This window comes from Pseudomonas sp. P42, from assembly GCF_017973755.1.
Classification (GTDB): Bacteria; Pseudomonadota; Gammaproteobacteria; order Pseudomonadales; family Pseudomonadaceae; genus Aquipseudomonas; species Aquipseudomonas iridis.
Genome location: NZ_JACOPU010000002.1, coordinates 52,873 through 72,027, shown reverse-complemented (window position 1 = coordinate 72,027; position 19,155 = coordinate 52,873). Strand labels below are relative to the sequence as shown.

The 19,155-nt window shown below is 59.3% G+C and carries 22 protein-coding genes and 1 riboswitch; of the genes, 9 read left to right on the top strand and 13 right to left on the bottom strand.

Annotated elements, in window-relative coordinates; genetic code table 11:
- Positions 1 to 113: 113 nt before the first annotated feature.
- Both H8B20_RS05290 and H8B20_RS05285 read right to left on the bottom strand, forming a co-directional pair.
- Positions 114 to 1,796: a fatty acid--CoA ligase gene (locus tag H8B20_RS05290; RefSeq protein ID WP_210622562.1), complete on the bottom strand. Its 1,683-nt coding sequence runs from the start codon at positions 1,794 to 1,796 to the stop codon at positions 114 to 116.
- 144 nt (positions 1,797 to 1,940) lie between these two features.
- Positions 1,941 to 2,570, bottom strand: a complete 630-nt coding sequence (locus tag H8B20_RS05285; protein WP_042561016.1) for a LysE family translocator — start codon at positions 2,568 to 2,570, stop codon at positions 1,941 to 1,943.
- 157 nt (positions 2,571 to 2,727) lie between these two features.
- On the opposite strand from H8B20_RS05285, the gene H8B20_RS05280 reads away from it, so the two are divergent.
- The 3 genes from H8B20_RS05280 to H8B20_RS05270 all read left to right on the top strand — a co-directional run bounded on the left by H8B20_RS05280 (position 2,728) and on the right by H8B20_RS05270 (position 5,561).
- Positions 2,728 to 3,693 carry a 2-hydroxyacid dehydrogenase gene (locus tag H8B20_RS05280; protein ID WP_210622561.1) on the top strand — a complete coding sequence of 322 codons (966 nt, stop codon included), beginning with the start codon at positions 2,728 to 2,730 and terminating at the stop codon, positions 3,691 to 3,693.
- A gap of 32 nt (positions 3,694 to 3,725) precedes the next feature.
- Positions 3,726 to 4,724, top strand: a complete 999-nt coding sequence (locus H8B20_RS05275; RefSeq protein WP_210622560.1) for a class I SAM-dependent methyltransferase — start codon at positions 3,726 to 3,728, stop codon at positions 4,722 to 4,724.
- A gap of 39 nt (positions 4,725 to 4,763) precedes the next feature.
- Positions 4,764 to 4,888: riboswitch (yybP-ykoY riboswitch) on the top strand.
- 88 nt (positions 4,889 to 4,976) lie between these two features.
- Positions 4,977 to 5,561: a TMEM165/GDT1 family protein gene (locus tag H8B20_RS05270; protein ID WP_115148164.1), complete on the top strand. Its 585-nt coding sequence runs from the start codon at positions 4,977 to 4,979 to the stop codon at positions 5,559 to 5,561.
- Positions 5,562 to 5,709: 148 nt separating this feature from the next.
- Here H8B20_RS05270 and H8B20_RS05265 read toward each other — a convergent pair whose 3' ends face one another.
- The 4 genes from H8B20_RS05265 to H8B20_RS05250 form a co-directional block, all read right to left on the bottom strand.
- Positions 5,710 to 6,528 (bottom strand): M48 family metallopeptidase, encoded by an 819-nt coding sequence (locus H8B20_RS05265; RefSeq protein WP_210622559.1) that lies wholly within the window; start codon positions 6,526 to 6,528, stop codon positions 5,710 to 5,712.
- A gap of 155 nt (positions 6,529 to 6,683) precedes the next feature.
- The gene (locus H8B20_RS05260; protein WP_042561021.1) at positions 6,684 to 7,307 is read right to left on the bottom strand and encodes an SOS response-associated peptidase; all 624 of its coding nucleotides are present in this window, start codon (positions 7,305 to 7,307) and stop codon (positions 6,684 to 6,686) included.
- 37 nt (positions 7,308 to 7,344) lie between these two features.
- Entirely contained in the window at positions 7,345 to 7,605 is a 261-nt protein-coding gene (locus H8B20_RS05255) for a putative signal transducing protein (RefSeq protein ID WP_047303124.1), read from the bottom strand.
- A gap of 9 nt (positions 7,606 to 7,614) precedes the next feature.
- A complete protein-coding gene (locus H8B20_RS05250; protein WP_210622558.1) occupies positions 7,615 to 7,797 on the bottom strand; it encodes a CPXCG motif-containing cysteine-rich protein in 183 nt (60 codons plus the stop codon).
- Positions 7,798 to 7,939: 142 nt separating this feature from the next.
- Between H8B20_RS05250 and H8B20_RS05245 the strand changes: the two genes are divergently transcribed.
- Positions 7,940 to 9,103 carry a 1-acyl-sn-glycerol-3-phosphate acyltransferase gene (locus H8B20_RS05245; protein ID WP_200892968.1) on the top strand — a complete coding sequence of 388 codons (1,164 nt, stop codon included), beginning with the start codon at positions 7,940 to 7,942 and terminating at the stop codon, positions 9,101 to 9,103.
- Positions 9,104 to 9,193: 90 nt separating this feature from the next.
- On the opposite strand, the gene H8B20_RS05240 is transcribed toward H8B20_RS05245, so the two are convergent.
- Complete coding sequence (locus H8B20_RS05240; RefSeq protein ID WP_042561025.1) at positions 9,194 to 9,472, bottom strand: hypothetical protein; 279 nt, start codon at positions 9,470 to 9,472, stop codon at positions 9,194 to 9,196.
- A gap of 191 nt (positions 9,473 to 9,663) precedes the next feature.
- Here H8B20_RS05240 and H8B20_RS05235 point away from each other — a divergent pair, with 191 nt between their 5' ends.
- Positions 9,664 to 9,870 carry a hypothetical protein gene (locus H8B20_RS05235; RefSeq protein ID WP_008083982.1) on the top strand — a complete coding sequence of 69 codons (207 nt, stop codon included), beginning with the start codon at positions 9,664 to 9,666 and terminating at the stop codon, positions 9,868 to 9,870.
- A gap of 187 nt (positions 9,871 to 10,057) precedes the next feature.
- On the opposite strand, the gene H8B20_RS05230 is transcribed toward H8B20_RS05235, so the two are convergent.
- Complete coding sequence (locus H8B20_RS05230) at positions 10,058 to 10,642, bottom strand: YajG family lipoprotein (RefSeq protein ID WP_007912832.1); 585 nt, start codon at positions 10,640 to 10,642, stop codon at positions 10,058 to 10,060.
- A 205-nt stretch (positions 10,643 to 10,847) separates the two neighbouring features.
- On the opposite strand from H8B20_RS05230, the gene H8B20_RS05225 reads away from it, so the two are divergent.
- Complete coding sequence (locus tag H8B20_RS05225) at positions 10,848 to 11,081, top strand: hypothetical protein (protein WP_042561026.1); 234 nt, start codon at positions 10,848 to 10,850, stop codon at positions 11,079 to 11,081.
- 709 nt (positions 11,082 to 11,790) lie between these two features.
- On the top strand, positions 11,791 to 13,299 hold the full coding sequence (mqo, locus tag H8B20_RS05220) for a malate dehydrogenase (quinone) (RefSeq protein WP_042561027.1): 1,509 nt from the start codon (positions 11,791 to 11,793) through the stop codon (positions 13,297 to 13,299).
- A gap of 163 nt (positions 13,300 to 13,462) precedes the next feature.
- Here mqo and H8B20_RS05215 read toward each other — a convergent pair whose 3' ends face one another.
- The 3 genes from H8B20_RS05215 to H8B20_RS05205 all read right to left on the bottom strand — a co-directional run bounded on the left by H8B20_RS05215 (position 13,463) and on the right by H8B20_RS05205 (position 14,986).
- Positions 13,463 to 13,750, bottom strand: coding sequence for a PA4642 family protein (locus H8B20_RS05215; protein ID WP_210622557.1), 288 nt, complete (start codon positions 13,748 to 13,750; stop codon positions 13,463 to 13,465).
- A gap of 63 nt (positions 13,751 to 13,813) precedes the next feature.
- On the bottom strand, positions 13,814 to 14,293 hold the full coding sequence (locus H8B20_RS05210; protein WP_210622556.1) for a hypothetical protein: 480 nt from the start codon (positions 14,291 to 14,293) through the stop codon (positions 13,814 to 13,816).
- A gap of 135 nt (positions 14,294 to 14,428) precedes the next feature.
- Positions 14,429 to 14,986 carry a hypoxanthine-guanine phosphoribosyltransferase gene (locus tag H8B20_RS05205; RefSeq protein ID WP_042561030.1) on the bottom strand — a complete coding sequence of 186 codons (558 nt, stop codon included), beginning with the start codon at positions 14,984 to 14,986 and terminating at the stop codon, positions 14,429 to 14,431.
- Between the two features lie 177 nt (positions 14,987 to 15,163).
- On the opposite strand from H8B20_RS05205, the gene upp reads away from it, so the two are divergent.
- Positions 15,164 to 15,802 carry a uracil phosphoribosyltransferase gene (gene upp / locus H8B20_RS05200; RefSeq protein ID WP_042561031.1) on the top strand — a complete coding sequence of 213 codons (639 nt, stop codon included), beginning with the start codon at positions 15,164 to 15,166 and terminating at the stop codon, positions 15,800 to 15,802.
- A gap of 2 nt (positions 15,803 to 15,804) precedes the next feature.
- Positions 15,805 to 17,079: a uracil-xanthine permease family protein gene (locus tag H8B20_RS05195; RefSeq protein ID WP_042561032.1), complete on the top strand. Its 1,275-nt coding sequence runs from the start codon at positions 15,805 to 15,807 to the stop codon at positions 17,077 to 17,079.
- Between the two features lie 119 nt (positions 17,080 to 17,198).
- Here H8B20_RS05195 and hemH read toward each other — a convergent pair whose 3' ends face one another.
- Together hemH and H8B20_RS05185 are read right to left on the bottom strand one after the other, a co-directional pair.
- A complete protein-coding gene (gene hemH / locus H8B20_RS05190) occupies positions 17,199 to 18,224 on the bottom strand; it encodes a ferrochelatase (protein WP_042561033.1) in 1,026 nt (341 codons plus the stop codon).
- 13 nt (positions 18,225 to 18,237) lie between these two features.
- Complete coding sequence (locus H8B20_RS05185) at positions 18,238 to 19,140, bottom strand: TIGR01777 family oxidoreductase (RefSeq protein ID WP_210622555.1); 903 nt, start codon at positions 19,138 to 19,140, stop codon at positions 18,238 to 18,240.
- Between the last annotated feature and the right edge of the window lie 15 nt (positions 19,141 to 19,155).

Sequence of the window (19,155 nt, the reverse complement as noted above, 5' to 3'; positions counted from 1 at the left end):
TTCGCCAGGCCGACACGTGTCGGCATGGCAAGGATGGCTGAAATTTTCGATTTCACAAGGCAAGCGCTTGCTTGGCGGGTCTGGCGCGCCGTTTTCGGCGCGCCAGCAGGGACTTAAAGGGTCGAGAGGAAGGTGCTGTTATTGGCCTGCCATTCAGTGATGTCGAGGCGGATGCGCTTCTTGTCGAGCTTGCCGACGCTGGTCTTGGGAATTTCCGTAACAAGAGCGATCTGGCTCGGAATCGCCCACTTGCTCAGATGCCCCAGCTCCACAAATGGCTTGAGGTGTTCCTTGAGCTCCCGCGCCCCGATTTCATGCCCTTCACGGATCACCAGCAGGGCAAACGGGCGCTCGCCCCACTGCGGATCGGCGATGCCCACCACTGCTACTTCGCGTACCGCGACGTGACGGCTGATCAGGTCTTCGAGGTCCAGCGAGGAAATCCATTCGCCACCGGTCTTGATCACGTCCTTGATCCGGTCACGGATGTCGATCACGCCCATGCTGTCGAGCGTCGCGACGTCGCCGGTGTGCAGCCAGCCGCCGGCCCACAGTTCGGCGCCTTTTTGCGGTTCGTTGAAATAACCTTCGGTCAGCCACGGCGCACGCAGCACAAGCTCGCCCTGAGTTTCGCCATCGGCCGGGAGGAAGTTGCCTTCGGCATCGACAATCGCGGCTTCCACCAGCGGGCCCGGCACACCGGCCTTGATTCGATAAGTGGTGCGTTCGTCCTCGGTGCCGGCCATCAGTTCGTCGTTGAGGTGTGCGCACGATACCAATGGTCCGGTCTCGGACATGCCATAGGCGGCGGTCAGTTGAATGCCGCGAGCCTTGGCGGTTTCGTACAAGGTACGGTTGAGTGCGCTGCCGCCAATGACGATTTTCCAGCCGCCGAAATCGGTTTCCTGCGCACCTTTGGCGTTGAGCAGCATTTGCAAAATGGTCGGCACGCAATGGGAGAACGTGACCTTCTCCTTGCGCCACAGCTCCACCAGAAACTCCGGATCGTAACGCCCCGGATAAACCTGTTTGAGCCCGAGCATGGTCGCCACATACGGCAGGCCCCACGCGTGGACATGGAACATCGGCGTGATTGGCATATAGACGTCGTTGGTGCCGAGCAGGCGCACGCTGTCGATGGAGCCCATGATCGTCGACACGCCCATGGTGTGCAGCACCAGTTGCCGATGGGTGAAGTACACACCTTTCGGGTTGCCGGTGGTGCCGGTTGTATAGAACGTGGTGGCGACCGAGTTTTCGTCGAAGTCCTCAAAGTTGTACTGCGGGCTGGCGGCGGCCAGCAGTTGCTCGTACTCGCCCACCAGATTCGGCAGCTCGGCGGTTTTTTCCGGCAGATCGGTCAGCAGCAGGGTTTTCTCGACCGTGGTCAGGTGCGGCGCAATCGCCTGGTACAGCCCGACGAACTCGCTGTTGACCAGCACAAAGCGGTCCTCGGCGTGGTTCATGGTGTAGAGGATCTGCTCCGGCGAAAGGCGCACGTTGATGGTGTGGATCACCGCGCCGATCATCGGAACGGCAAACATGCATTCCAGGTAACGGTGACTGTCCCAGTCCATCACCGCCACGGTGTCACCGGCCTTGACGCCGGCAGCCGTCAACACGTTGGCCAGCCGCGCCACGCGCTCGATCAGGGTCGGGTAGCTGTAGCGAAACTGGTCACGGTAGATGATCTCGCGGGTTTTCTCGTAACGGGCACCGGACATCAGCAGCCGTTTGATCAGCAATGGATACTGGTAGGCCCCATCGGCTGGGGGAATGACGCGAGTCTGCAACATAAGAATCCCTTTTCTGACGGCTCGGTGTTGGCGGAGAGATTTGTACTCTAAAACCCTTATACGCCAGCCAAATCAGCCAAAGGAATGATTTGCAGAGCCGTACAAATGCTAGCTTTGCGCCAGCATTTGCCCGTTTCTCATCGATCAATGCATTTCGGTGAACGCGATTTTCACACCGAGGGCGATCAGCACAGCGCCCATGGTGCGGTCGAACCAGTGGCCCATGCGGGCGAAACCGGCGCGTACACGTTGCTGGCTGAACAGCATGGCCACCAGGCAGAACCAGAAAGCGGTCGCTACGGCGAGGTAAACGCCGTAGCCGGCCTGCATCGCCAGGGGCGTGTGCGGGTTGATCACCACGGTGAACAACGACAGGAAGAACAGTGTGGCTTTCGGATTCAGGCCGTTGGTCACGAAGCCCGAAGTGAACGCACCACGGGCGGTGCGCTCGCCCGCTTCCTTGTGCAGGTCATCGCTGACGGCTTTTGCCGGTTGCGCACGCAACGCCTTGAAGCCGATGTATAGCAGGTACGCCGCAGCCGCCCATTTCAGTGCGTTGAACAGCACAATCGACTGCGACACGATCAAACCGATGCCCAGCAGCGAATAGCCCACATGCAGGAAAATCGCCGTGCCCACACCCAGCGCCGTCCAGGTACCGGCGCGTCTTCCGTGGGTGACGCTTTCGCGCACGACCACGGCAAAGTCCGGGCCGGGGCTGGCGACGGCCAGCAGGTGGATCAGTGCAACGGTCAAGAACTCGGTCCAGTACATGGGGGCTCCTCTGGAGTTGATCAGTCAAATCGGACTCAAGGCGCAGGTGCTCGCTCCCACAGGATTTTGGAGCACCGCCGACACCGAGTAACCAATTGTTTCATCTGGTAGGCTCGGCAGATTACGCCTTCCGTTCACAGCACAAAAGGTACAGTTGATGACGAACCCGCGCCGCGCCGTATTCCTTGATCATCCTTCACTGGATCTTGGCGATCTCGACCTCAGCCCGTTGCGCGCCTGCTTCAGCGACTTGCAATTGTTCGCTCAGACCTTGCCTGAACAGGTTGCCCAACGCCTGCAAGGTGCCACCGTGGCGATCAGCAACAAGATCCTGATCGACGCCGCCGCCATGGCCGCCAACCCTGACCTGAAACTGATCCTGATCACCGCCACTGGCACCAACAACGTCGATCTGGTGGCCGCTCGCGCCCACGGCATCACGGTGTGCAACTGCCAGGGTTACGGCACGCCATCGGTGGCGCAACACACCATCATGCTGCTGCTCAACCTCGCCACCCGCCTGGCCGATTATCAAAAAGCCGTCGGTGAAGGTCGCTGGCAGCAGGCGAAACAGTTCTGCCTGCTCGACTACCCGATTGTCGAACTGCAAGGCAAAACCCTCGGCTTGCTCGGTCATGGCGAACTCGGCGGCGCCGTTGCGCGACTGGCCGAAGCGTTCGGCATGCGCGTATTGCTCGGACAGATTCCAGGGCGCCCCGCCCGGGCGGATCGTTTGCCGCTGGATGAGTTGCTCCCGCAGATCGACGCCCTGACGTTGCACTGCCCGCTCAACGAACACACTCGCCACTTCATCGGCGCTCGCGAACTGGCTTCGATGAAACCCGGCGCGCTCGTGATTAACACCGCCCGCGGCGGACTGATCGATGAGCAGGCGCTGGCCGATGCCTTGCGCGCCGGTCATCTAGGTGGCGCCGCCACTGACGTGCTGAGTGTCGAGCCGCCCACTCAGGGCAATCCGCTGCTGGCCGCCGACATTCCGCGTCTCATCGTCACGCCGCACAACGCCTGGGGCAGCCGTGAGGCGCGGCAGCGCATCGTCGGTCAATTGACCGAAAACGCCGAAGCGTTCTTCAGCGGTAAGGCGCTGCGAGTCGTCAGTTGATAAACTGCGGCACTTTTTTTTGAGGAGCAGATATGGATCCGCGCAGTGAAGTACTGCTTCGTCAGCCCGAGTTATTCCAGGGTTCGTTGTTGTTGGCCGGTTTGCCTGCCGACGATTTGCTCGGTCGCCTGCCCAACGCGTTTGGCTGGTGCTGGCATGCCGGTGATCAAAACGCCCTGGAGGCGCGCTTCGAAGGCCGCAGCCATTTCGGCGTGAACATCCCCGAGCGCGAGTTCGACAGCGCCGTGGTGTTCCTGCCCAAGTCCAAGGACTTGACCGACTACATCCTCAACGCCGTGGCCGCGCGCCTGGCCGGGCGCGAAGTATTTCTGGTCGGGGAGAAACGCAGCGGCATCGAAGGCGCTTCCAAGCAGCTCAACCCGTTCGGCAAGCCGCGCAAGCTCGACAGCGCGCGGCACTGCCAGCTCTGGCAAGTCACAGTAGCCGATGCCCCTGAAGTGAAGTCGCTGGAAAGCCTGGCTCAAACGTATGAGTTGCCGCTGGCCGAAGGTGCGCTAAAAGTCATCAGCCTGCCGGGCGTGTTCAGCCATGGTCGACTGGATCGCGGCAGCGCGCTGTTGCTGGAGCATCTGGACAAACTGCCGAGCGGCCACCTGCTGGATTTCGGCTGTGGCGCTGGAGTGTTGGGGGCTGCGGTAAAACGTCGCTACCCGCACAATCAGGTCACTTTGCTCGACGTCGATGCTTTTGCCGCCGCCAGCAGCCGTCTGACACTTGCAGCCAACGGGCTGGAGGCTGAAGTACTGACCGGTGACGGTATCGATGCTGCACCGATGGGTCTGAGCGCGATTCTGAGCAATCCGCCGTTCCATGTCGGCGTTCATACCGATTATTTCGCCACCGAGAACTTGCTGCGAAAAGCGGCCAAACATCTGAAAAACGGTGGCGAACTTCGCTTGGTTGCCAATAGCTTCCTGAAGTATCAACCGCTGATTGAAGAGCACCTCGGAATCTGTGCGATCAAGGCTGAGGGTAACGGTTTCCGGATTTACCGGGCCAAGCGCGGCTGAAAATTTGTTCTTGCTCTATCGGATTTGCGAAGGCAGAATCCGCTCCGTCCTAGGGGAGTAGTCTCCCACGAGCACCAAGCTCGTCCGGCATACGTCAACATACTTGATCCTCAGATCATGGCGTATGCGACCCAAGCGTCCGCATCAGACGGATTGCAGGGTTTGACAAGACCTATGACACGCACACCTTACCCGGGGCGGGAAGGCTGTACGTGTCATAGCCGTGTCGACCCGCCCCTTAGGAAAATCCTGATGCTGGACTCATTACTCGTTCCCACCGCAATCGTTGCCTTGGCCGAAATCGGCGACAAGACGCAACTGCTCGCGCTGATTCTGGCTGCTCGCTTTCGCAAACCCTGGCCGATCATTGCCGGCATCGTCGCTGCGACCCTGGCCAACCACGCAGCAGCCGGTGCGGTAGGTGCCTGGTTTGGCAGCTTCTTCTCCGACTCCGTGTTGCACTGGATTCTCGCCGCAAGCTTCGCAGCCACTGCACTGTGGACGTTGGTCCCGGACAAAATGGATGACGATGAAGCCAGCACCGCGCGCAAGTTCGGGCCGTTCCTGACCACGCTTATCGCGTTCTTCCTTGCAGAAATGGGTGACAAAACCCAGGTTGCGACGGTGATGCTCGCCGCGCAATATCCGGAGTTGTGGCTGGTGATCATCGGCACCACATTGGGCATGCTGATTGCCAACGTGCCGGTCGTACTGGCGGGTAATTTTGCCGCGGACAAACTGCCGCTGACCTTGATCCGACGCCTGGCGGCCTCGGCATTCCTGATTCTGGCGCTGGTTGCGGTGTACAAGGCGATGCAGAGCAGCGGCTGGATTTAACGGCACAAGTCGATAAACCGCGTCATCGTTCTTCGCGAGCAGGCTCGCTCCCACAGGGATTTACGGCGCTCACAGATTGTGTGAGCACTACCGAACCTGTGGGAGCGAGCCTGCTCGCGAAGGGAGCATCAGCCTCGCTGAAAGATAATCAGGACTTCGGAGCTTTTTCGTAAAGCGGCATCACCTTCGGAATCGCCGCCTGCAACGAAGCAATCCGGCTGGTCGACGCCGGGTGTGTGCTCATGAACTCTGGCGGCGAACCTTCCGACGCCTTGCTCATCTTGTTCCACAGAGTGATCGCGGCGTTCGGGTTGTAGCCGGCGCGAGCGGCCAGCTCCAGGCCGATCAGGTCGGCTTCGTTTTCGTTGGCGCGGCTGTTAGGCAGGGTCATGCCGTAGTTGGCCACGGTATCGGCCAGCGCCAGGCTGTCCTGGCCAAGACCGAGCAGTGCGCCCGCGCCCTGTTTGGCCATTTCAATGCCATAGGCCTTGGACATCGCTTCACGACCATGCTCGCGCAGAGCGTGGGCGATTTCATGGCCGATGATTGCGGCGATTTCATCGTCGGTGAGTTTCAGTTTGTCGATCAGCCCGGTGTAGAAAATGATCTTGCCGCCAGGGCCGCAGTTGGCGTTGAGCTCGTCGCTCTTGATCAGATTGACTTCCCACTTCCACTGCGCCGAATCCGGACGGAAATTCGGCGCCTGGGCGATCAGACGGCTGGAGATGGCCTGAACTCGCTTGGCGTCGCTGCTGGTCTTGTCCAGCACACCCTTGGCCGACGCCTCACCCACGGTCTTCTGATACGACTGGGCATACATCTGATCGACCTCTTGCGAGGACAGCATGCTGAACATGTATTGCTTGCGCTCCACACCCACGGCGCCGCCGCTGGTGGTGTTGACCGACTGACAACCGGCCAGCAACAGCGCTGCGCTCAGTGCACTTACAACCAATGTCTTGTTCATTCAAAAGCTCCCTGAAAACCTGTCGCGTATCGTAGGTGGGTAATTGTATTGGCGCCAGATACAACGGACGTGTTGCAGCGACTTTCAGACATATCCCGCAGAGCAAAAGCTCCCCCCAGCCCTCTCCCTGAGGGCTGGAGGGAGGGGCTTTCGCTTTAACCCGGCGTCAGACACTCCGGCCCATTGAGTTTCGGATCATTGACCATGTTCGCCAACACCCGCTCGCGCAACGCGGCCGGTTCACTGGCGAGCAATGCTTGCAAGGCATGCAGCGGCGTCGCGGGATCAAGCCACGCAGCCTGCCCCGCCTCATCCAGAATCAACGGCCGGCGTTGACTGGCCGCTGATTGAGTGATCACCGCCGTGCTCAACCACACCTGCTCCTGCACCGGGTACGCTTCCCAGATCGCCGCAAAAAACAGCGAAGCCCCCTCGCCCGGCGTCAGCCAGTACGGGCGCTTGCGCTGGGTGCCGCGCCATTCATAAAAGCCGTTGGCCGGCAGCAGGCAGCGACGCAAACGTAGCGCCTCGCGAAACATCGGTTGCTCGGCCACGGTTTCGGCGCGGGCATGCGCCGGCGTGCGTGACAAGTCCGTCAACCACGGCGGCGTCAGCCCCCAGCGGGCGCGGGCCAGCGTGCGCTCGCCGTCTTCACCGGCACGCAGCATCAACACCGAATCGTTGGGGGAAATGTTCCACTGCGCCAGTTGATCGGCAGGAAAACCTGGCAGAGCCGCGAAGTCGCGGTTCCAGCGAAACAGGGCATAACGTCCACACATGGGGCAACACAACTCAAAAAATAAAACGAACGTCAGCCTAACAGACCAGCGTACCGGGGAAGCTCTCCGGTTCGTCGCCGGGCAGCGGCAGCGCGGCATTGTACGCGGTGATCAGTTCGAGGGCGTATTGGGCCTGATCGTTATCGACCGACAGCCCCAGCAACCCGAAAATCGGCAACTCGCCCGCGCCGCCGAGCAAATCCCGGCCCACCAGATGCGCCTCGATACCTTCGCTGGCGAGCATGCCCTTGAGCATTTCGCCTTCCAACAGGTTTTCCGGTTCGTAGATCCGCTGCATGGGCGCCCCTCACTCGTTTTCGCTGAACACTTCCAGATGCCATTCCTCACCGTGAACCTGCAATACAAACGTGATCGGGCGACAACACACCTGACAGTCCTCGATATAAGTCTGATCGCCGCCGGACAAGTCCACTGACGTCTCGACCTGCTCCCTACAATAAGGACATTCATACAGTGCAGCTTCCAGCATCGCGGTCTCCCAAGTGACTTGTGCGTATAATCGCCGGTCTATTTGCAGGGCTATTTTTGTCTGGCTATTTTTTCAGACCGTGCCCCGTTGGTTTTCGATCAAAACCTTTACTTACCCTAGCCGTTTCCAACAAGAGAGCATGATGGGCGAATTCGATGCCATCCGACCTTACGACGACAGCGAAGTACCCGTGGTACTGGCAAGACTGCTCGGCGACAAGGCGTTTCTAGATATCCTCACCCACTTCCGCTTCCCGCGTTTTGCCGGTCCTTTCGGCTGGATGCTCAAACCACTTATAGCCCATCGGCTGCGTCGTGAGTTTGCCGACGTGACATCGGTGGCAACTTTGCAGGACAAAATCGAGGCGTACGTCGACCACACCATCGAGCGCGCCACCGACGGCGTGACCTACACCGGGGTCGAGCAATTCAAGTCCGGCAGCGCGTATCTGTTCATCGCCAACCACCGCGACATCGTCATGGACCCGGCCTTCGTCAACTACGCCGTGTACCACGCCGGCCTGCCGACCCCGCGTATCGCGATTGGTGACAACCTGTTGCAGAAGCCGTTTGTCAGCGACCTGATGCGTCTGAACAAGAGTTTCATCGTGCATCGCTCGATCACCGGCCGTCGCGAAAAAATGGCCGCGTATCAGTTGCTGTCGGCGTACATCAACCACTCGATCCGCAATGATTGCGCCTCGATCTGGATTGCACAGGCCGAAGGCCGGGCGAAGGATGGCGACGACCGCACCGAATCGGCGATTCTCAAGATGTTCCACATGAGCCGCAAGGACGAGCCGTTCGGCGAAGTGATTCAGTCGCTGAACGTCACCCCGGTGTCGATCAGCTACGAATACGATCCGTGCGACCAGGCCAAGGCCCGCGAGCTGTACATCCGCGCCACTACCGGCACCTACAGCAAAGTGTCGGGCGAAGATGACGTGAGCATTGCCAAGGGCATCACCGGCTATAAGGGCCGGGTGCACGTGAACTTTGCCGCGCCCATTACCGAGCTGTTTGAAGACACCAAGCAATTGGCAGTCGAAATGGACAAGCAGATTCTCGGCGGCTACCGGTTGTTCCCGGTGCATTACCTGGCGTATGCGCAGTGGGCCGATGCTGATCCGCAACTGAATGTGCCGAAAGCTGCCGAGGTGTTCCCGGCGGATGAGCTGGCCAAGGCGCAGGAAGAGTGGCAGTCACGGCTGGACGCTTGCCCTGAAGAGCATCGTCCGTATCTGGTGCTGCAATATGCAACGCCGGTGCGTAACCAGTATCGGGTCAAGGCTGGGTTGCCGTTATAAGCGGCTTCGATCCGACGCGAAAACGGCGCCCGAGGGCGCCGTTTTTTTTCCTGACACCACGTGACGGTGGCGAGGGGTTTTGCATTCAATTCAGAATTGGGTGCTGATCCAGGAAATGACCAGCGCCAAGCCCAGGCAGGCAAAACCGAAGCGATAGAAAAAGCGGTTCATGCGCAACGTCGACCAATCGAGGATCGGTTCAGCGTTCGGCTGAGCCTGGCGCTGCGCGGCGATGCTGGCCGATGCGCGTTGTTCGCGGCGGCGGGTCGCGTGCAGCAGCCAACTGCCGGGGAACGCCAACAGCAGCGCCAGCAGATTGATCAATTTGGCGGGATGGTTGGTAAACAGCGTCATCAAATGCAGCGACATCACAGACCTCAAACTTAATCAGTGTGGCAGACGCCAGACAGACGACCGCGCCAGGATTCTACCGAAACCTGTCCCCGACGCCTCTCATTTACGACAAATAACCCGGCAATCGACCGATGGCTGTCCTGTGTCACGGCTTCGTCATGTGGATGCACCACCATGCGCGCCTCGAAACACACATGGAACGCGTCATGCTTCACGCTGAAAACCAGGATCGTCTGTACCTCATCACCCCCTACGACGAGCAGCAAAGTCTCGTTGGCAGCCTCGCCTTCAATGTTCAGGATCGTCATTGGCTGGTGTATTGCGCGCTGGGCGGGCATCAGCACGCGGATTTGCCCGAGACAGATTTGCTGACGGGGGTTAGCGTTCTCGATTTTTATTCGCAGGCTGCCTGAACGATACGCCCCCTGTAGGAGCTGCCGCAGGCTGCGAACTTTTGATTTTGATTGTTTGAAAACAAGATCAAAAGATCGCAGCCTGCGGCAGCTCCTACAGGGATGGGGGTTATGCAGGTAGAGATGTAGGCATGAAAAAGCCCGGAACCATCACTGGCACCGGGCTTTTTCACATCAGGCGACCCGCTTATTCAGCCAGAACCTGACCCACGGTCGGATCCTTGAACAAACGCGTCAGCGCATCGCTCAACACATCGCTGACCAGTTTGGTATTGGTTTCCTGGTTCGGCGCCATGCCGAAGCGCTGGTCCAGCGAAGCACCGTAACGGCCGCTGTAGCGACGGTTGGCGTTCTGCACGTCAGAGCGGAAGGTCGCGCCGATGGTCGCCTCAGTCACGTACATGCCTTCTTTGGGCGACTGATATTTCAGTTCGGCCAGGGTCACAGTCAGTTGCGGAGCGTTGGGCGCGTTGTTGGTCGGGGTGAACCCGAGCAAACGCACGGCGGCTTCAGCCTGAGCCTGCAACTTCGGCAGGATCTGCTCGCGCTGTACAGTAATGGCACTGGTCTCAGGATACAGACCGCCACGGGTGCCCAGAGTTGGCGACGGACGACCGTCAACCACACGCACGACGACTGGCTGGCCACGGCCGACCGCAGGCAATTGCGTGGTCAGCTTCGGTTCCGGACTCAGTTGTTGCGGGCTGTGGGCGCAGCCGGCCAGAGTCAAACCGGCCACAGTGATCAAACCGAACAACAGGCGTTGCAACATGCTTTTCTCTCCAGAATCAGGCACAAACAGGCCGGCAGTATAGCGGTGGGCCACTGCGGGTAACCAGCGCCGCACAGTGAATACTGAAATGTCTGACAAACCCCGTCGAAAGCGGTTCCTGTCACAGATTCTTCACCCGCCATACATGTACACGTCACGGCTGGTCGGCATCCTTCAAATCAGTCCTCCAACCAGGTACTCGGCCATGCGTTATCTGATCTCGTTGTTCGCGCCACGCCCGCTGCATCGCAGTTTTGCCCTGCTCGACCGCAACGGTCACTGTCAGGCCTTCAAGCAGTGCAGCCTGCAGCCGATGGGCGATGGCTGGGTGGAAATAGAAGAAATCCGCCTTACCTGGTTGAACCAGCCGCTGCCCGCCAGCGCCCGGGTCGTACCGCGTCAAATGCGCGCACGGGCGCAGGTGCAGTTGAGCATCTGACCGGATGCCTAATAAAAGTCATTAAACTCGACCAACTCCGCGCATTTCTTCGATACAATCTCCCCCCGATTATAAGGACGTCTCCTGATCGGGCCCCGCAACACCGTCAATGCGTTTGCATTGGCATCCAAAATCGCCCACAGAGAGTCGCCCACACAGATCGAGTGAAGTTGGCGCGCTTGCCTGTTCTTCCGGCAAAACCCCCGCTTTTCGCGAATCTGCAGAGCTGTCATGACGCTCGGCCACCGCGTTGTTTTGCCTTTGCGGGCAGGGTGCCAGGCTTGGACAGCCCTTTTTTGAGGTTCACGTCTTCAAAAGAGCGTGAAAAAAACGGGTTTTCACAACTTCACAAGAGTGTGGCGAGCAAATGAATAGTTTTGCGTCTGAACATGCACCATTAGCGTCTGAAACAGCCCAACGACACAGGACCGGGTATACCTCGAATACCGGAGCCTGAAGCCTGTCCGCTACGGATTTGGTTGCACAAAAACGGATGTCTCGACCATAAGTCGAATTGCCAGCCGGGCGCTGAAATGAGTTCATGGAGCTCTGGAAGCCACGCCGCACGCATCCGTCAAAGTTGCGAAAAATTGCGAAGATTCGGACATGGCGAACCTGACCACGGATAGCCGGGACATAATTGACCTGTCCCTGAATGCCTGGCAGCCATGCCGACAATTTGGTGCTGCAGATTTTGGAGACGCGTTAAATGGCGCATAACGAAGCAGTCGACGTAGTACTGGTTGGGGCCGGCATCATGAGTGCCACCCTTGCAGTGCTGCTCAAAGAGCTCGATCCGGCGATCAAACTGGAAGTTGTCGAGCTGATGGACTCCGGTGCTGCGGAGAGTTCCAATCCGTGGAACAACGCCGGTACTGGCCACGCTGGCCTGTGCGAGCTGAATTACACGCCGCAAGCGGCCGACGGCAGCGTCGATATCAAGAAAGCCGTGCACATCAATACCCAGTTCGAAGTGTCCAAGCAGTTCTGGTCGTACCTGACCAAAAAAGGCACCTTCGGCTCGTGCAAATCCTTCATCAGCCCGGTGCCGCACCTGAGTTTCGTGCAGGGCGACAGTGGCGTGTCCTTCCTCAAGTCACGCTTCGATGTGCTGAGCAAGCACCACGCCTTCGCCGACATGGAGTACACCGAGGACAAGGCCAAAATGGCCGAGTGGATGCCGCTGATGATGCCGGGCCGCTCGCCGGACGAAGTGCTCGCCGCGACCCGCGTGATGAACGGCACCGACGTCAACTTCGGCGCCCTGACCAATCAGTTGCTCAAGCACCTGACCAGCGCTCCCGACGCCCAGGTCAAATACTGCAAGCGCGTCACCGGCCTCAAGCGTAACGGCAGCGGCTGGACCGTCAGCATCAAGGACGTCAACAGCGGCAGCAGCCGTGAAGTCGATGCCAAATTCGTCTTCCTCGGCGCCGGTGGCGCGGCCCTGCCATTGCTGCAGGCTTCGGGCATCGAAGAAAGCAAAGGTTTCGGCGGCTTCCCGATCAGCGGCCAGTGGCTGCGTTGCGACAACCCGCAAGTGGTCAAACAGCACCAGGCCAAGGTTTACAGCCAGGCTGCCGTAGGTTCGCCACCGATGTCGGTGCCGCACCTGGACACCCGCGTGGTCGATGGCAAGAAATCCCTGCTGTTCGGCCCTTACGCCGGTTTCACCACCAAGTTCCTCAAGCACGGTTCGTTCATGGACCTGCCGCTGTCGGTTCGCGCCGGCAATATCGGGCCGATGCTGGCGGTGGCAAAAAACAACATGGACCTGACCAAGTACCTGGTCAGCGAAGTGATGCAGTCGATGGAGCAGCGTCTGGATTCCCTGCGCCGTTTCTACCCGGAGGCGAAAGCCGAAGACTGGCGCCTGGAAGTGGCCGGCCAACGGGTACAGATCATCAAGAAAGACCCGAAAAAGGGCGGCATCCTGCAATTCGGGACCGAACTGGTCGCGGCCAAGGATGGTTCCCTTGCGGCCCTGCTCGGCGCATCGCCAGGTGCATCGGTGACCGTTTCGATCATGCTGGAACTGATCGAGAAGTGCTTCCCGGGCAAAGCGTCCGGCGAGTGGGCTGGCAAACTGGCGGAAATCTTCCCGGCCCGTGAAAAGGTTCTGGAAACCGATGCTGCGCTGTATCGCAAGATCAACACGCAGAACAACATCGCCCTGGAACTGGTTGAAGAAAGCAGCGAGACGCCAAGCTACGCTTGATCGTGCCGCATAAAAAACGCCCCGCAGCTCACTGAGTGCGGGGCGTTTTTTTATGCCTGCCAAAAAGCAAAAGATCGCAGCCTTCGGCAGCTCCTACAGGGTGAACACCAATCCTCTGTAGGAGCTGCCGAAGGCTGCGATCTTTTGATCTTGTCTTTAGACCTTAACCGCGAGCCTTGTCGATCAGTTCGATGTATTCCGCAGCGTTGCGTTGATCGCGGATCTGGTCAACAAACGTCTGGCCCTGCTCGTCCTTGCCGTCGACATCGTACCCAGCCGCCACAAAGAACGTCAGAAACCGCTCGAAATCGTCGATTCGCAGACCACGGTAAGCCTTGATCAGTTTGTGCAACGACGGCGAAGTGGCGTCGACCGGTTCAAAATCGAGGAACAGCTTGATCTGCTCATCGCCGATCTCGTCACCAATCACTTGTTTCTTATCTTTACGCATTGCCGACTCCAGCTCGCAGACATGACACGGGGCGGGCAGTTTACCCCTGCCCTGCCGCTCGGCTCAACGCGCACGCACGCTACCGGTGTGCAAATCGGCCCAGATATGGCCGTTGGCGTAACTGAGGAATTGCGCATAGACGGTGTCGTTGCGCAGCAGATCGATCACCACACGGTATTGAGCCAGCGGATAAAACAGCGTCAGGGTTTTGCTTTTGTCGTCATAGAGCGGTTTTTTCAGGCTTTTGCTTTCGCCATCGAAGCTGACCAGCACCTGAGTGATTGTCGCACCTTTGTTCAGGGATTTGCCCTTGAGGCGGATCATCAGTGGCGAGGTGACCGGAATCGGCTGCTGATTGGACTGACGTTGCGCGCCGACCACCACCGAATAGTCCGTGACCTGCATCAGTTGCTGATGTTCGGGCTCGGCATCGCGCAGGGTCAGATCGTCCGGCGGCAGGAACTGGCTGTGCATCGGCGCGGCGGACAAAGGCAGGCTGAGGGTGAGCAACAGGGCGGCAAGGCTGCGAATCAAGAGGCTCATGGCAGGCTCCGGAGGGCGGGGCCAAGCACTCTAGCATGGGATTAAAAGCAAAAGATCGCAGCGTTCCGCAGCTCCTGCAGGGTGTACATCAATCCCTTGCAGGGGCTGCGGAACGTTGCGATCTTTTGATCTTGCTTACATCCCTTTAACAGCAAAGATCCCGTTGGCGTTACGCCAGTAGCCTTTGTAGTCCATGCCGTAACCGAAGATGTAACGGTCGATGCACGGCAGGCCGACGAAGTCTGCTTTCAGGTCAGGACGCGCCTTGCGGTCGTGATCCTTGTCGATCAGCACGGCGGTGTGCACTTTGCGCGCGCCGGCGTGTTTGCAGTAATCGATGATCGCGCCGAGGGTGTGACCTTCATCGAGGATGTCGTCGATGATCAGCACGTCACGGTCAAGAAACGAGACTTCTGGCTTGGCCTTCCAGAACAGATCACCGCCGCTGGTTTCGTTGCGATAGCGAGTCGCGTGCAGGTAGGACGCTTCCAGCGGGAAATGCAGATGAGTCAGCAGCTTGCCGGAAAAAATCAGCCCGCCGTTCATCACGCAGAACACCACCGGGTTGCTCTCGGCCAGTGTTTCGTTGATTTGTGCACCGACGCGGGCAATGGCGGCCTCGACTTCAGACTCGGTGTACAGGCAGTCAGCCTCTCGCATGATTTGACGGATATGCTCGAGATCAGCGGACATGGCGCTCTCCGGGGGGTGGTTGAAGGGGGGTATAGTCGCGAAAAGCGGGCAAAGGTACGCATCTCGCACGGCTGAATCAAGCCTTTATGGACTAACGTACTCTATGTCCTATAGGACATCACCCTCGGATAGATTAATCTAGGCCGGTTTTTTTGCCCGCCGCCGGAGCCTTTCCCCATGTCCATCCAAGAGATCCGCCATCCGCTGATCCGTCACAAACTTGGCCTTATGCGCCGCGCAGACATCAGCACCAAGAATTTCCGCGAGCTCGCTCAGGAAGTCGGTGCGCTGCTGACCTACGAAGCAACTAAAGACCTGCCGCTGGAAACCTACGATATCGAAGGTTGGTGCGGCACCGTGTCGGTCGAGAAAATTGCCGGCAAGAAGATCACTGTCGTGCCAATCCTGCGTGCCGGCATCGGCATGCTCGAAGGCGTGCTCAGCCTGATCCCGGGTGCCAAGGTCAGCGCTGTGGGTGTTGCCCGCAACGAAGAAACCCTGCAAGCCCACACCTATCTGGAAAAACTGGTTCCGGAAATCGACGAACGTCTGGCGATGATCATCGACCCGATGCTCGCCACCGGTAGCTCGATGGTTGCGACCATCGACCTGCTGAAAAAGGCTGGCTGCAAGGAAATCCGCGCGATGGTGCTGGTTGCAGCGCCGGAAGGCATTGCCGCTGTAGAAAAGGCTCACCCGGACGTGACCATCTACACCGCCTCGATTGACGAACGTTTGAACGAACACGGTTACATCATCCCAGGGCTTGGCGATGCCGGTGACAAGATCTTCGGCACCAAGCAGAAGGACGCGTGACCATGCAACAAGAGTTCAACGATCCGCTCTGGCGCACGGTGCTGTCCGGCGCCCAGATGCTGTTCGTGGCCTTCGGCGCTCTGGTGCTGATGCCGCTGATCACGGGCCTTGACCCGAACGTGGCACTGTTTACCGCAGGTCTTGGGACGATTCTGTTCCAGATCGTCACTGGCCGTCAGGTGCCGGTGTTCCTGGCGTCCAGCTTTGCATTCATCACCCCGATCATTCTCGCCAAGGGCCAGTTCGGCCTGGCCGCGACCATGGGCGGCGTGATGGCGGCCGGTTTCGTCTACACCTTTCTTGGCCTGGCCGTGAAGATCAAAGGCACCGGTTTCATCGACCGCCTGCTGCCGCCAGTGGTCATCGGTCCGGTGATCATCTCCATCGGCCTGGCCATGGCGCCGATTGCCGCGAACATGGCGATGGGCAAGGCTGGCGACGGTTCCGAACTGATCCATTACCAGACTGCAATGATGATCTCGATGCCAGCGCTGCTGACCACGTTGATCGTGGCAGTGTTCGGCAAAGGCATTTTCCGTCTGGTGCCGATCATTTCCGGCGTGCTGGTCGGATTCGCCATGGCGTTCTATTTCGGTGTGGTCGATACCGCGAAAATTGCCGCAGCACCGTGGTTCGCGATCCCGCATTTCACCGCGCCGGAGTTCAACTGGCAGGCGATTCTGTTCATCGTTCCAGTGGCATTGGCCCCGGCGATCGAACACATCGGCGGCGTGATTGCAGTCGGTAGCGTGACCGGTCGTGACTATCTGAAGAAGCCGGGCCTGCATCGCACCCTGCTCGGTGACGGCATCGCCACCACCGCAGCCGGGATGTTCGGCGGCCCGCCTAACACCACCTACGCCGAAGTGACTGGCGCAGTGATGCTGACCAAGAACTACAACCCGAAAATCATGACCTGGGCGGCGATCTTCGCCATCAGCCTGGCGTTTGTCGGCAAGTTCGGCGCGCTGCTGCAAAGCATCCCGGTACCCGTGATGGGCGGGATTCTGTGTTTGTTGTTTGGTTCGATCGCGGCGGTGGGCATGAACACCCTGATCCGCCACAAGATCGATCTGGGCGAAGCACGCAATCTGGTGATTGTTTCGGTCACGTTGGTGTTCGGGATTGGCGGTGTGCTGGTTGGCACTGGCACCGGTCCGGACGACTTCGGCCTCAAAGGCATCGCGCTGTGCGCGGTGGTGGCGATTGCGCTGAACCTGCTGCTGCCGGGCAATGATGGCTGGAAGAACAAGAAGCCGGACGAGCCGCTGATCTAAGGCTTCAAGATGTTTATTGCCTGACAGATAGCTTTCGCGAGCAGGCTCGCTCCCACAGAGGTTCTTCAGCGCACTGAAGATCAAATGTGGGAGCGAGCCTGCTTGCGAAGCTGTTGGCTCTAAAGGGCCAAAGGCGCTCGTTCACACAAGGTAGCCAACGCCTTCGCCCATTGCGGGTCGTCATTCAGGCACGGCACCAGCACCAGCTCCTCGCCCCCCGCTTCGCGGAACTGCTCCTTGCCGCGATCGCCAATCTCTTCCAGCGTCTCGATGCAATCGGCCACAAACGCCGGGCACATCACCAGAAGCTTCTTCACGCCGCTTTTCGCCAACTCATCAAGCCGCGCTTCGGTGTAGGGTTCGATCCATTTCGCCCGGCCCAGACGGGACTGAAACGACACCGACCATTTGCCGTCCGCCAGCCCCATGCGCTCGGCGAACAGTGCCGCCGTGCGCAGGCATTGCGCGCGATAACAGGTAGCCAGAACCGCTGGGGATGCGTTCTTGCAGCAGTCTTCGTTCTTGAAACAATGCTGCCCGGTCGGATCAAGCTTGGTCAGATGCCGCTCCGGCAAACCATGGAAGCTCAGCAGCAGGTGGTCATAATCCTGCTGCAAATGCGGCCTGGCGCTGGCGACCAGCGCGTCGAGGTATTCCGGCTGATCGTAGAACGGTTGCAGGATCGACAGCTTCACATCGAGGTTCTTCGCACGGATTACACGCCGGGCCTCTTCGATCACCGTGGTCGTCGTACTGTCGGCGAACTGTGGATAAAGCGGCGCCAGCGTGATGCGCTTGTGCCCTGCCGCGACCAGCCTTGTCAGGCACGTTTCAACTGAAGGCTCGCCGTAACGCATGGCCAGGTCGACCGGGCCATGCTTCCACTGCGCCTTCATCTGCTCTTGCAAGCGACGGCTGAGCACCACCAGCGGCGAACCCTCCTCCCACCAGATCGAGGCGTAGGCGTGCGCGGATTGCTCGGGTCGCTTGATCAGGATCAGCGACACCAGCAAACGCCGCACCGGCCACGGCAGGTCGATCACGTACGGATCCATCAGAAATTGATTGAGGTAGCGGCGTACATCGGCCACCGAGGTGGAGGCCGGGGAACCCAGGTTGACCAGAAGCAAGGCGTGATCGGTCATGCAACGTCCTATTTCAGAGGCGGCTGGAGAGATCATCCAGAGCCGCGCGTAAATCCGTGAACTGGAAACTGAATCCCGCTTCCAGCAAGCGTGCCGGCGTGGCCCGTTGGCCGCCCAGCAACAGCAATGACAACTCGCCCAGACCGACCTTCAGTGCCAGGGTCGGCATTGGCATGAACGCCGGACGATGTAAAACACTGCCCAGCGTCTTGGCAAATTCGCGATTGCGCACAGGTTTTGGCGCGCACGCATTATAAGGACCACTGGCCTCATCACGATGCAGAAGAAAATCAATCAGGGCGATTTGGTCGTCGATATGAATCCACGGCATCCACTGCCGGCCATTGCCCAGAGGCCCGCCCAATCCAAGTTTGAACGGCAGCAACAGCCGCGACAAAAAGCCGCCCTCGGCCGACAGCACCAGACCGGTTCGCACCAGCACCACGCGCATGCCCAACGCCTCTGCGCGCTGGGCAGTCTCTTCCCAGGCAACGCACAACTGACTGGCGAAATCGTCGATTACTGGCGGTGAGTCTTCGGTCAACTCGCGCTCACCACCGTCGCCGTACCAGCCGATGGCCGAACCCGAAATCAGCAGCGCCGGTTTCTGCGCGCGTTTTTCCAGCCACGCCAACAAGGTTTCCGTGAGCGTGATGCGGCTGCTCCACAGCAACGCTTTACGTCGATGGGTCCAGAGTCGGTCGGCAATCGGCGCGCCAGCAAGATTGATGATTGCGTCGACGGGTTCTTCGCCAAGCTCTTCCAGCGTTGCAATGCCGCGCACCTGCGTCCCGCAGATTTTCGCGACCGCTTCCGGGCGTCGACTCCAAACCGTCAGGTGATGCCCCTGCCCCGACCAGTGTCGACAGAGTTGACGTCCGATCAAACCAGTACCGCCGGTCAGCAATATGTGCATGACATCTTCCTCGCG